At 74.6% G+C, this 12,956-nt stretch carries 8 protein-coding genes; 4 read left to right on the top strand and 4 right to left on the bottom strand.

Features of this window, described 5'->3' with window-relative positions; translation table 11 throughout:
* Nucleotides 1-107: 107 nt before the first annotated feature.
* The gene (locus FXF65_RS40590) at nt 108-818 is read right to left on the bottom strand and encodes a type 1 glutamine amidotransferase (RefSeq protein WP_148355812.1); all 711 of its coding nucleotides are present in this window, start codon (nt 816-818) and stop codon (nt 108-110) included.
* A complete protein-coding gene (locus FXF65_RS40585; RefSeq protein ID WP_148355811.1) occupies nt 808-2,058 on the bottom strand; it encodes a Mur ligase family protein in 1,251 nt (416 codons plus the stop codon). The genes FXF65_RS40590 and FXF65_RS40585 overlap by 11 nt, the downstream gene beginning before the upstream one ends.
* A 380-nt stretch (nt 2,059-2,438) precedes the next feature.
* On the opposite strand from FXF65_RS40585, the gene FXF65_RS44290 reads away from it, so the two are divergent.
* Nucleotides 2,439-4,130 (top strand): hypothetical protein, encoded by a 1,692-nt coding sequence (locus FXF65_RS44290; protein ID WP_222869011.1) that lies wholly within the window; start codon nt 2,439-2,441, stop codon nt 4,128-4,130.
* Between the two features lie 340 nt (nt 4,131-4,470).
* Nucleotides 4,471-5,133, top strand: coding sequence for a hypothetical protein (locus tag FXF65_RS40565; protein ID WP_148355807.1), 663 nt, complete (start codon nt 4,471-4,473; stop codon nt 5,131-5,133).
* Nucleotides 5,134-5,139: 6 nt separating this feature from the next.
* Here the strand turns inward: FXF65_RS40565 and FXF65_RS40560 are convergent, their stop codons facing one another.
* Nucleotides 5,140-8,103: an ATP-binding protein gene (locus tag FXF65_RS40560; RefSeq protein WP_187412792.1), complete on the bottom strand. Its 2,964-nt coding sequence runs from the start codon at nt 8,101-8,103 to the stop codon at nt 5,140-5,142.
* Between the two features lie 136 nt (nt 8,104-8,239).
* The gene (locus tag FXF65_RS40555) at nt 8,240-10,294 is read right to left on the bottom strand and encodes a hypothetical protein (protein ID WP_246199429.1); all 2,055 of its coding nucleotides are present in this window, start codon (nt 10,292-10,294) and stop codon (nt 8,240-8,242) included.
* A 306-nt stretch (nt 10,295-10,600) separates the two neighbouring features.
* Here FXF65_RS40555 and FXF65_RS40550 point away from each other — a divergent pair, with 306 nt between their 5' ends.
* Together FXF65_RS40550 and FXF65_RS40545 are read left to right on the top strand one after the other, a co-directional pair.
* Nucleotides 10,601-11,713 carry an alpha/beta hydrolase gene (locus FXF65_RS40550; RefSeq protein ID WP_148355806.1) on the top strand — a complete coding sequence of 371 codons (1,113 nt, stop codon included), beginning with the start codon at nt 10,601-10,603 and terminating at the stop codon, nt 11,711-11,713.
* Between the two features lie 10 nt (nt 11,714-11,723).
* Entirely contained in the window at nt 11,724-12,950 is a 1,227-nt protein-coding gene (locus FXF65_RS40545) for a sialidase family protein (RefSeq protein ID WP_148355805.1), read from the top strand.
* The last annotated feature ends 6 nt before the right edge of the window (nt 12,951-12,956 follow it).

The raw sequence follows: 12,956 nt of genomic DNA, 5'->3' as shown, positions 1-12,956 counted from the left end.
ACCGGAATGGCCGAGCGCGGCACGCGCTGCACAATGCACGCCCGCGCCGTCGGCCGCCCGCCGGGACGCGCGGGCCCCGGCGGCCGGCCTGCGGGTCAGCCGGCGGGTCAGCCGACGACGGCCTTGAGGCGCTCGTCGCGCAGGCGGCCCGCCCAGGAGTCGTCCAGCGGCTGGAGCTCGGCGCCGACCGCCCAGCGGAGCAGCAGGTCGGCGAGGCCGGGGTTGCGGACCAGCGCCGGGCCGTGCATGTACGTGCCGAGCACGCGCCCGTTGTAGGCGCCCTCGAACCCGTCGCCGTTGCCGATGCCGTGCACGACCTTCGCGAACGGACGCGCGTTCTGCCCCAGGTGGGTGACGCCCTGGTGGTTCTCGAAGCCGGTGATGCGCGGCACGTTCAGCTCGCCCGCGACGTCCCCGACGATCTCGCCGACCGCGCGCTGCTCGCCGCGCGTGGACCGGATGTCGAGCAGCCCGAGGCCCGCGACCGGCTGGCCCTCCTCGCCGCCGAACTCGTGGCCGAGGAGCTGGTACCCGGCGCACACCGCGAACACGACCGCGCCCGACTGGACGGCCCGCGCCAGCCCGCCGTCGCCGCGCAGCCGCTGCGCCGCGAGGATCTGCGGCCGGTCCTCGCCGCCGCCGAGCAGGTAGATGTCGCCGTCGGCGGGGACGGGCTCGTCCGACCGCAGGTGCACGGTCTCGGTCGGGATGCCGCGCAGCGCCGCCCGCCGCTCCAGGACGATCGTGTTGCCCTGGTCGCCGTAGGTGCTGAGCAGGTCCGGGTAGATCCAGACGATTTTGATGCGGTCAGACGACACGGCCGTACCTCGTTCGGATGGACTGGAAGGCGGTGTAGTTGGCGATCACGTCCAGGTGGCCCGGCGGGACGGCCATGACCGCCTGGTCGATGTCGTCCACGACGGTGAAGGAGACCTCGGCGGCCTCCAGCCGGGCGGCGAGGTCGATGCGGCGCTCGCCGCTGACCCAGACGGGACGGCCGCGCAGGATGCGGTAGTCGACGTCCCACAGCCAGGACGTGTCGCGGCCGTCCGGACCCTGCGCGTTGATCGACAGCGCGACCGGGCCGGGCGCGGGCTGCAGGACGTCGAACGCCTCCAGCCAGCCCGCCGGGTTCTTCGACAGCAGCAGCCGGATCGACCGGCCCTCGTGCTCGACCGTCGTGTACCGCCCGGCGACGGAGGTGACCTGCGACAGCAGCGGCAGCGCCTGCTCGGGCGGAACGCCGAACTGCGCGACGACCGCGAGCGCGATCAGCGCGTTCGACCGGTTCGCCCGGCCCGGCAGGGACAGCCCGGTCAGCGGGAACGTCCGGCCGTCCGGCGCGGTGATCTGGTCGCCGCGCAGCGCCCAGTCGGGACGGGGCCGGGAGAAGTGGCACTGGCGGCAGCGCCAGTCGCTGTCCTCGTCGGTGTCCTGCCGGTCGAGGGGACCGCCGCACTCGGGGCAGCACCAGGAGTCCTCGCGCCAGTGCTGGCCCGCCGCGACCCACGTGACGCTCTTCGCCGTGGCCGCGCCCCACGTGACGAGCGGGTCGTCGCAGTTCGCGATGACGTGGCTCTGCGGCGACGCCTCGAGCGCGCGCCGCCACTTGCCGGCGAGCAGCCAGATCTCGGCGGCACGGTCCATCTGGTCGCGGCTCAGGTTCATCAGCGCGACGACGTTCGCCCCGGTCTCCCGCAGGACCATCGGGACGTACTTCTCGTCGCACTCCAGAACCCCGTACCGGGCCGTCGGCGCGGACGCGAGCGCGGACACGTGGCCGGTCGGCATGTTCGCGCCGAACGCGTTGGTGGCGACCTCCCCGAGCGGCGTCATCGCCGAGGTGATCAGCCGGGTCGTCGTCGTCTTGCCGTTGGTGGCGCTGACGAGGACGAGCTTGCGGTCCTTCGCGAGCCTGGTCAGCAGCTCGGGGTCGAGGCGGAGGCCGACCTTTCCGCCGATCACCGAGCCGTCCCCGCGGCCCGCCATGCGGGACATCTTGGCGGCCGTACGACCGAGCGCGACGGCCAGCTGCGAACGCAGCGGAAGATCGCTCATGGACTCCGTCTTCTCTGGATGCGTCTGGTATGCGCCGGTAAACCGCTCCGAGCCTAGCCGCTGACGGCCCCGGTCCGGGCTCGTCCCCGGCGCTCCGCGGCGGGTTGCGGGACGGCCGGGACGGACGGGGGGCAAGATGTGAGCAGCATCACGGGACGTCAGGTAAACCAGCGCGGCCGGTCTTGACCCGTACCGAGATGTCGTGATTCGGTGCGACCTCCGACTGCGGTGTGCCAGATTCCCATCCACACGTCCGAGAACGGCGGCACCGACTACTTTTGTCGGGGGCCCTGCTGGTCGCGGGGGACGCGACGGCCGCCCGCGGCGGCGGGCCGGATCGCAAGGCGTGGACAGAGCGGCGATAAGGCGAGGTCTCAGCGATGCAGTGTCCGACGTGCGGGAACGACACGCCCGGGACGCTCGGCAAGTGTTCACACTGTGCGGCCCCGATCGACGTGTACTCGGCCGGGCCCGTCCTTCCCCTGTCGGCGCCCCTGCCGGCGCCGCCGGCGATGGGGACCGCCGACGCGCTCGGCGACCGGACGGTGATGGTGCCGCCGCCAACGCCGTCCTGGGCGGGCAGCGCGCAGCCGCCCGTCACGCCCGACCTCGACCTGCCGGGACACAACGGGCACTCGGAGAGCACGCGGTCTGCCACGCAGCGGACGGCGCCCGAGCCGCCGGGGACGGGCGGTCAGCCGCCGCTGCGGTTGACGGTCGAGCCGTCCACGCCTCCCGTGCCGCCTGTTTCGCCCGTGTCGTCCACGCCGCCGGTGTCGTCTGCGCCGCCGGTGTCGCCCGGGTCGTCCACGCCGCCCGCTTCGCCGCTGCCGTCCTTCGACCCCGAGGACACCGCCGCCTGGACGTTCGTCCCGGAGGACGACGACCCGTCCGGCGGCTTCGCTGCGCCGCCGCCTCCCGCGCCGCCCGCGGCCTCCGCCGCCGCGCCGGGCGCGTTCGGGCTGGAGCCCGCGCCGGAGCGGTCGGAGTCGATCGTCCCCGACTCGTGGTTCGCGCGGCCGCGCAAGCCCGAGGCGGAGGCCGACGCGACGCAGGTGTACCAGTCCCCCGTGCCGCCGCGGCCGCCCGCGCAACTGCCCGCCGTGCGGGACGCCGACGCGACCCAGATCGCCCCGGGCCCCGGCTACGGCAACACCCAGAACTTCGGCAACGCCCCCGGCTACGGCAACGGCTTCGGCAATGGCCAAGGCTTCGGCGGCGGGCCGGGCGGCTTCGGCGGCGACGACTTCGATCAGACCCGGATGGACCCCGGCACGCCCATGGGCGCCCCGCCGATGGGGCAGGGGCCGATGGGGCCGGGCCCCATGGGTCCAGGTCCCATGGGCGGTCCGATGGGTCCCGGCATGCAGCCGGGCCCAGGCATGCAGATGGGGCCGGGCGACCCCGCGTTCGGCGGGTACCCGCCGGGGCAGGGCGGCGGGCGTCCGGGCGGCGGCGGGCCGAGCAAGCCGCTGATCGCCGCCGTCGCCGCGCTGGTGACGGTCGCGGCCGGGGCGGTCCTGTACGTCGCGTGGCCGTCCGGGGACGACTCGTCCGGCAAGACCGGCGCGCATCCGTCGCCGTCCAACACGCAGGTCGCGCAGAAGAACCCGATCGCGCCCGCGACGAAGGAGCAGGCCGCCGCGCTGAACGCGATCCTGGACGCGAGCGTCGACACCCGCCGGATCCTCGCCGGGGCGCTCGGCCGGGCCGGGAAGTGCAAGACGCTGCCGCAGGCGATCCAGGGTTTCCAGGTCGTCGCGCAGCGGCGCCAGAACCAGCTCGTCCGGACGCGGAACCTCCAGGTCGACAAGCTCGCGAACGGCGAGCGGCTCCGCGCGTCGCTGACCGAGGCGCTGACGGCGTCCCTCCAGGTCGACCAGGTCCTGCTCCAGTGGGCGCAGCAGAACCAGCCGCGCTGCCACGGCCGGCCGAAGCCGGGCGCGGCGCAGGTCCCGGGACGCGCGCCCATCGAGCAGCGGGCGACGGCGGCGAAGAAGAAGTTCGTCGTCCTGTGGAACCCGGTGGCGAAGAGGACCGGCCAGCCGCTGCGGAACTGGCAGCGGGTGTGACGGCCGGTCACGACCCGGTTTCGACCTTGGGCGGACGGGTTCCCGTCCGACGGCGGCGCAGTATCTTGTCACCGTCGTGTCTCACGGGGTAGGGGGCCTCATGCGGTGTCCGGTCTGCGGAGGCGAGACGCCGGCGGCGTTGCCCAGGTGCACGCGCTGCGACGCGCCGCTGAACGGTCCGCCGGGCGTCGAGTCGACGACCCGCGACGAACCTCCGGCGCCTCCGTGGGGAGCGCCGCCTTCCCAATCGCCTCAGCCGCAGATCCCCGTCCCGTGGGAGACCCCTCCCCCGCCGGGGCAACCGCCGCCGGGGCAGCCGCCGTCCGACTACACGACGCCGATGCCGCCGTCGGACGAGACGATCACGCGGCTGTCCGCCGAGCCGTGGTCGGAGCCCGCGATCTGGCAGCCGCCCGCGCCGCCGAAGAAGAGCCGGGCCCCGTACTTCCTCGCGGCGGCGGGGGTCGTCCTGCTGCTCGGGGTGGCGCTCGGCATCGTGCTCTGGCCGAGCGGGTCGGGGCCGTCCGCCGGGCCGACGCAGGGCGGGGCGGCGTCGACGCCGCAGAGCCGGGGCGCCGTCCCCGAGACGGAGGAGTCGGCGAGCGGCGGCGACCTCGACGCGCAGGCCAAGGCGGTCGACGGCCTGCTTGAGGAGATGGGCTCGACCCGTTCCGACCTCGGTTCCGTCGTGGTCGCCGGATGCGGGACGAGCGGCATCCAGCGCGTCCTCGACGCGCGCAAGGCGCAACTGGAGAAGGCCCGCGCGCTGGACGTGAGCGCGCTCGACAACGGCGACCAGATGAAGGACGCGCTGGTCCGCGCCCTTGAGGCGTCGTCGGAGTCGAACCAGCGCTACCTGGACGTCGCGCCCGGCTGCCCGTCCGACTCCGAGGTCGCGGACGTCAACCAGCGGGCGAGCGACGCCAAGAACGAGTTCATCGGCTACTGGACGCCGGTCGCGGAGAAGGCCGGGCTGCCCTCCCGCAGCGCCGACGACATCTAGCGCGCGTCACTCGCCGCCGGGCTGGCCGAGGACGGGCGGCCCGGCGGACGGGTCCTCGAACGGCGCGACGAAGCGCTCGACCCAGCTCAGCACGGGTTCCAGCCAGTCGGTGACGCGCATCGTCTCGGCGACGTCGTCGATCTGGTTCTCCTCCTCGACGCCGATCGCGACGACGGAGAGGTCGCGGTAGAAGCCGTCCTGGCCGTCGTCGCCGTAGAGGGCGGTGAGCGCCAGCGGACGGTTGCGCTCCAGCTCCATCGACAGCGGGTGGCGGCGCAGCGCGCGGAGCCGGTGGCCGAGCTTCGGCGCGGGCGGCTGCTTCAGCCCGGGGAGCTGGTAGTCGAGCGGCGGGGCGGCGGCGTGCTTGTCCGGGGTGTCGCCGCCGTAGGGGAAGATCCGGTCCAGCTCGTGCAGCCAGCGGACCTGCGGGATGACCCAGGCCGGGCCGGGCGCGGCGCCGGCCGCCGCGCCGCCGAGGAGGCGTCCGGCGACCTCGGCGACGGCGGCGGTCAGCTCGGCGGGCGGGTACGCGCTGCGCAGCGACCGCGACCGCCTGGTCACGGCACGTTCCAGCACGGTCGCGAGCGCGCACTCGCGCAGCCGGGGCGCGAGCCGCGACCAGGCGCGGCCGAGCTCCGGCGGGACGGCGGGCAGCGGCCGGTTCACGACGTGCGCCAGGACCAGCGTGTCCGCCCACACCCGCAGCCACGCCCAGTCGGGGTTCCCGGCGACGAGGTCGGCCTCGCGCAGCTCGTACAGGGTGCAGGCCCGTCCGGACCGGCACTCGCAGCCGCACGCGGCGGACCGGCGGCCGTCCACGGGCGGCGGCGGTCCGGGCAGCTCCGCCTCGCGGCCCTCGCCGAGCGGGACGCGGACGCGCAGCGGGCGGTCCATGCCGTCCGCGAACACGGCCGCGACGCCGGGCCGCAGCGACACCACGGCGCGGGACTGGTCGGCGTCCAGGTTCATCGCCGCGCCGACCTGGTGCCGGTCGTCGAACGCGGGCAGCCGGTGCACGACCTTCAGCGCCGTGTTCTTGATCACGTCCGGGACGAGCTTGGTCGGGATCTGCTCGGCGACGATGATGCCCTCGCCGTACGCGCGGATCTCGGCGAGCATCCCCGCGAACAGCTCGACGGCGTGCGAGCTGCCGCGCTCGGGGCCGCGGTTGCGGAGCAGCCGGTGCGCCTCCTCGATGACGATGACGTGCCGCAGCGCGGGTTCGTCGCTCCGGTCGCGGCGGCGTTCGCGCATGCGGAGGTGCTCGACGATGCGGATGATGAGCGTCCCCATGAGGAACGCCTTGTCCTCGTCGTTGGCGACGTCCTCGATGGCGAGGACGATGTTGTCGCGCAGCATGCCGCCGATGTCGGCCGGGTGGCCGCCCTCGAAGAACCGTCCGGCGGAGCCGATGCGCAGCGACCTCAGCCGGACGTCCACGAAGCCCTGCACGTCGGCCATCAGCTCGCGCCCGTATCCGACATCCGAGATGACCTGGAGCGCGGCGTTCTGCAACTGCTCCAGCGTCGGGACGGCGGGCTCGATCAGCGAGCCGGGCACGCCCGCGCCGGTCACGACGTCCCACCCGTTGTTCTCGTACACCCGCTGGAGCGCCTGCGCCATGATCTGCGGGAACGGCTCCTCGGCGTCGAACGCGGCCTGGAACAGCGCACGAACCATGTCGATGTGGGCCTGCACCGGATAGCCGGGCTCCGGCGCGAGCGGGTTCACCGACAGCGGCACCGACTCCGGGTCGGACGGGTTCACGACCGTCACCGGCCCGCCGAGGTCGCGGATGCGCCCGGCCATCGCCGCGTACTCCGACTTCGCGGGCTCGATCGCCAGCCACGGGATGCCCGCGCGGGTGAGCTGCTCCAGCAGGTGCCGGACGGTCTGCGACTTGCCCGCGCCCGTCGCCCCGGTGACGAACACGTGCCGGTTGATCGTCGAGCGCGGCACGGTGAACCGTCCGACCTGCCGGTCCTGCCCGTCGAGGATGGCGCCGAGCTCGATCTGCGCGGACGCCTCCGCCGGGCTCTCGGACGCGACGGTCTCGGAGGTGACGTCGAAGTACCCGGCCTCCAGGACGCGCAGCCCCGGCACCTCGCGGCGCGGCAGCCCGGCCAGCGCGGCGAGCGCCCCGGCCGTCGCGACGAACGGGAACCGCTGCTCCGGCTCCGCGACCGCGCGCACCGGGGCGGGCTCCGCGCCGGGCCGCAGCATCCCGCTGAACGACCCGCTGCCGTGCCCCGACCGCAGCCGGTACGGGTGGTGGCCGAGCTCCATCGACCCGACGAGCACCGGCGCGATCTGCCCGAGCTCCGCCTGCGTGGCGGCCCCGGCGACGACCCGGACCTGCCACAGCCCCGCCTCCCGGAAGGCGTCCAGCTCGGCGAGCCGCTGGTCGGCCCGCGCCACCGCGAGCCGGGCCTGCTCGTCCTCGCCGCGGCGCAACATCCGCAACTCGTGGTGCAGCTCGCGCATCTCCGTGTCGATGAGCCGCTCGTCGCACGGGTCGGCGACCACGAACCAGCCGAACGGCCGCTCCATCAATGTGACGAGCGTCGCCTCGAACAGCCCGGGTCCCGCCTCGGCCCGGCCGACCTGCGGGGCGAGGCGTCCGGGACACCGCGTCCACGCCATCCGCTCGGCCCGCCGCAGCCACTCGTCCCCGACCGGCACGCCCCGCGCTCCGCTGGGGAACAGCAGCCCGTCTCCAGCTCCACCCACCGGCCCCGCGTTGGTGATCAGCTCAAGCGGCGACCCGCCGCCCGCCGACAACCACCCCACGACGAACGGCCTGCGCAACCGCGCCGCGGACAACGCCGCGGGCAGCACGCTGACGAAGTCCCACTCCGCCGACGCCTCCCGCTGCGGCGCCGGGATGGCCTGGATCCGATACCAGGGCCCCGGCAGCGCGAACTCGTCCGGAGGCGGCACGGCGGCGGCCGGAACCGTCCCCCGCGTCATCCCCCGCATCCCCACCGGCGGCGACCCCGGCGGCACCCCGGGCCCCCTCCCGTAGGGCGGCTGTCCCGGCGGCAACGATCCAGACGACGTCACCCCAGCATCCTTACGCGTCGCCCGCTCCCCCGACAACGCACGATCAGGAAGTGGACGGCGGGTCGGCCTTGTGGCGGCCGGTTGGTTTGAGGGGCGGGACTATTCGGGGTGGGCGGGGATTCGCGCCTCTGGGGAGGGCGTGGCGGGGATGTTGCAGGCGCGGGGACGGGGCGTCCGGCTGCTTCGGGTCGGCTGGTGGCGGTGGAGGGTCGGAGGGCGTGTCCTGCGCCGCCTCACGTGTCTGCTCCTGGCGGAGGTATTCCTCGAACTCCATGGAGTGCGCGGTCGGCAGGGTGATGATGCCGGGGTTGGCGTCCACGAGGAGGGTGCGGCGGCCTGTTGCGCCGGAGTGGGTGAAGACCATTGCGGTCGGTGGGAGTTCCTGGAGTTGCGGCGGCTCGACCAGCAGTTCGCGGAACCGTTGTTTGCGGTCGGGGGCCGGGGCGCGGGCGGCGACGGTGCGGCCCCAGGCGGTGGCCGAGCTGATGCCCTCGACCAGGGCGGAGTCGTCGGCGGCGGGGGCGGGGAGCGGCGACCAGACCGGGTCGGTGAGGCCGTCGCCGCGCGGGCGCGCGTAGGCGACCGTGCTGGCGTAGCTCTCGCCGGCGATGTCGAACAGCGTCTCGCCCGCCGCGTCGGTGATCTCCGCGACGAGCAGCGGCTGCCCGGCGCCGATGTGCTCGGCGGCGACGCGGGCGTCCTCGGGGTTGCCGAGGCGCATGAAGCCGACGGCGGCGTGGCCGCGGCGGCCTAGCCGCTCGCGGACGTGGCCGGGAATGGAGCGGTACATCAGCACGAGCCCGGTACCGGTGGCCTCGCACGCGTCGATGAGCCGGTCCAGGACGTCGCCGCGCAGCTTCTCGGCGCCGCAGAGGAAGAGCGTGTGGTCCCAGCGTCCGCCGGGCGGGGATTCGCGGATCCGGTGCGTCAGCGCCGTCGTCACGTACGTGCCGAGGATGCGGTTGGTGAGGACGCCCGCGCGCCGGTCCATCGACACGACGTGCAGCCGGGACGGTGGCAGCCGCACCTGTTCGGTGGCGAGCTTCTCCAGCTTGCGGAGCTGTGCTTCCAGGGCCCACGCGCGGCGGACGACGATCCGGTCGGTGGCGTCGCGGCCGAACAGCGTCGCGATCCGTTCCAGCTGGTCGTCGGTGAGCAGGCCCTTGCGCAGGTCGTCGCGCGGGTCGCCGACCTGGGCGAGGACGCGCAGCGCCGCCGTGATGCGCGGGATCGTCGCGTCCGCGCCGAGCACCTCGATGAGACGTTCCAGTATCGAGTTGTCGAAGGACAGGTCGCGGGTGCCGCCGTCCTCCTCGCCCGCGCTGACGACCAGGGACAGCACGTCGGCGAGCGCCTCGCGGTTCAGGCCGCGGGTGACGTCGAGGCGCGGCAGGTCGGCGGGCAGCACCCAGACGAGCGGGTCGTCGCCGCGGTCGGCGGCCAGGCGCAGCAGGTCGTGCGCGACCGCGCCCTCCGACAGGTCGATGACGGTGAGCCGCGCGCCCACCGCGAGCCGCGCCGCGCCCATCGTCGTGACGGCGGCGGACCAGCCCGCGAGGGTGCCGCCGACGACGTCCACCCGGTCGACGCCGGGCGGGACGGCGACCGGGTACCACTCGCGCTGCCCCTCGTAGGCCGTCCGGCGGCGCTCCCAGTCGGCCCTGGCCTTCGCGTACGCCTGCTCGGCCGCATCCGACTCGCGTTCGCGCGCGGCGCGCTCGCGCTCCTCGGCGTCCCGCTCGGACGCGATCCGCTCCCGGACGCCGCGCTCGTCGCGCCACAGGGCGCCGCCCGTGATGGCGAGGACCACCGCGCAGGCGAGCAGCGCCACCGCCGCGAACGCCCACGGCAGGACGCCCGCGACCGCGCACAGCAGGAACAGCACGACGCCGGCGACTCCGCCGCCGAACGCCGTGCGCAGCGGGCGCGCCGCCATGTGCTCGCCCGGCCGCCGCGCGGGCGCCGCCGCCGGGACCCGTTCGGGCCGCTCGGGGCGCCCCGGGGGCGGCCCCGGATCGGGGTGCACCTGCGCGTAGCGCCAGCCCACGTAGACGCGGTCGGGCTGTGTGAGCCGCGCCATCGCGGACCCGCTCGCCATGTCCGTCACGTCGAGAGACCCCTGGGAGTCGCGGGAATGATGGGAACGCCTGGGGGTGGCCGGGTTGGTTGGTTTTCTACGTACTTCTACACCGCACAGAGTAAAGAGCTTCCCGCGTCCTCGCGTCTTCTTCAATGGAACAGGACTACCGATGCCCGACTCCCCGCGCTAATTCGGTCACCAAGCCAACCTGCGGGAAAGATCGGACACGCCATGCCATACTCCTGGCCGCATCCGGCCACGGCGGCGCTCCGGGCGGTAATGTCCCGTGTCGGGCGGACGACGACCGACGTGTGAGGAGCCCGTGTGTCGCTGACCGGCTGGCCGCTGGCGGGCCTGCTGATCGTCGCCGTGGCCGCCGCGCTCGCGGCCGTGGCGTGGGGCTGGGGACGGTTCGCGGGCCCCGGCGTCCGGCGTCTGGCCGCCCGGCTCGGCGTCCTCGTGCTCTGCCAGGCGTTGGTCATCCTGATGGCGTTGACACTGGTGAACCGCCATTTCGGTTTCTACGCGACGTGGGGCGAACTGGTCGGCGCGGCCGGAATAGGGGCGGGCCGAATCGTCCCCGAGCAAGGTCGGGGTGAAACCGGGACCGCGCTGGTCCACCGCGCGCCCGAGGTGTCGGTCGGCGGCAGCCCGGAGCGCGACGGGCGGCTCGACACCGTCGACATCCACGGCGTCCGGTCGGGGCTGGACGCGCACGCCTACGTCTACCTGCCGCCGCAGTACTTCGACCGCGCCGCGAAGGACCGCCGGTTCCCCGTCGCGCTGGCGTTCAGCGGCTATCCGGGAGTGCTGAGCAACCTCGTCACGCAGGTCAGGTTGCCGCAGACGGCGCGCGACGAGGGCCGGGCCGGGCGGGCGCGGCCGACGGTGTACGTCATGCTCCGCCCGTCGACGGCGCCGGGACGCGACACCGAGTGCCTCGACGTCCCCGGCGGCCCGCAGTCCGCGACGTTCTTCACGCAGGACGTGCCGGACGCCGTCCGCTCCGCCTACCGGGTGTCCGGCGAGGCGAGGGGGTGGGGCGCGCTCGGGCTGTCGACGGGCGGCTACTGCTCGCTCAAGCTCGCCATGCGCCATTCGGACGTGTTCTCCAGGGCGGCGTCCCTGTCCGGCTACTACGGCGCGATCAAGGACCTCACGACCGGCGACCTGTACGGCGGGAGCCAGGCCGTCCGGAACGAGAACGACCTGTTCTGGCGGCTCCGGCACCGTCCGCAGCCGCCGATCTCCGTGCTCCTCACGACCAGCCGGGTCGGGGAGGGGAACAAGAACGGGACGCAGCGGTTCCTGTCGCTGGTCAGGCCGCCGATGCGGGCGTCGTCCCTCGTCCTGGACAGCGGCGGCCACAACTTCGGGACGTGGCGGCGCGTCCTGCCGCAGGTGCTGCGCTGGATGAGCCAGGGCCTGACCCCGTGAGGGCGACCCCGTGAGGGCGCCAGCGGCGGCGCTGGCGGCGGTCGTCGCGCTCGCCGGGTGCACGGCGACCGAGGCGGGCACCCGGCCGCACGAGCCCGCGCGCCGCCCCGCGGCCTTCGTCCCGTTCCCGGAGCACCTCGTGGACGACCGGCAGGCGATGTACCCGCGGCTCGTCCGGCTGCGCGACGGGCGGATCGTGCTCGGCGTCGCGACGGCCGCCGGAGACGGCCTCACCGACACGGCGCGGTTCTACGAGAGCGCGGACGGCGGCCGCACGTTCCGGACGCTGTCGGAGATCCGCGACCCGGCCGCCGCCGGCGGACGCGGCGCCTGCTGCGGCAGCCTGCTCGAACTGCCGCGCGCGGTCGGCGCGCAGCCCGCCGGGACGCTCCTGTGGGCGGGCACGGTCGGGATGAAGAACGACGCTCCCGAACGCCTGCCCGAGCTGCGCGTGTGGCGCAGCGGGGACGGCGGGCGCACCTGGTCCTACCTGTCGAGCTGCGCGACCGCCGACGCCGGGACGCCCTGGGACCGGGGGCTCTGGGAGCCGGAGCTGTCCCTCGACGCGCAGGGACGGCTGGTCTGCTACTACTCCGACGAGACCCGCCCCGGACACGACCAGGTCGTCATGGAGGCGCTGTCGCTGGACGGCGGCGCGACGTGGGGTTCGAGGACGCCGGTCGTCGCCCTGCGCGGACGCGGCGACCGGCCGGGCATGCCCGTCGTCCGGCGTCTTCCCGACGGCTCCTATTTCATGGCCTACGAGATATGCGGGCCTTCCGCGAAGTGCGGGGTCCACTACCGGCGTTCGCCGGACGGCTGGTCCTGGGGCGACCCGGCCGCGCCCGGCGCCGCCGTGCGCACCGGCGATGGCCGCGCCCTCTTCCACGCGCCCACGGTCGCCTGGGTCCCCGGCGGCGGTCCGGGCGGGACGGTCCTGCTCGTCGGCGGCATCGTCCGGGACGCGGACGGGCGGCTGTCACGGGACGCGAGCGGCGCCACCGTCTTCGCCGCCGCCGCGAACGGGCAAGGCGGCTGGCGCACGGAACCGGCGCCCGTCCGGGTGTCGTTCCCGGCCGAGCCCGAGCAGTCCGACGTCGTCTGCGCCAACTACAGTTCGGCGCTGCTCCCGACGAACGACGGAAAGGGCCTGCTGGAGGTCGCCACCAAGCGCGACAAGGACGGCGTCTGCCGCGCCTACGCGAGCGCTTCCCTCCGCCCTAAGCCTGGGCCGTAAGAAGAG

This window comes from Actinomadura syzygii (assembly GCF_008085905.1).
GTDB lineage: Bacteria > Actinomycetota > Actinomycetes > Streptosporangiales > Streptosporangiaceae > Spirillospora > Spirillospora syzygii.
The sequence above is the reverse complement of the archived record's forward strand: the minus strand, read 5'-3'. Positions and strand labels throughout refer to the sequence as shown.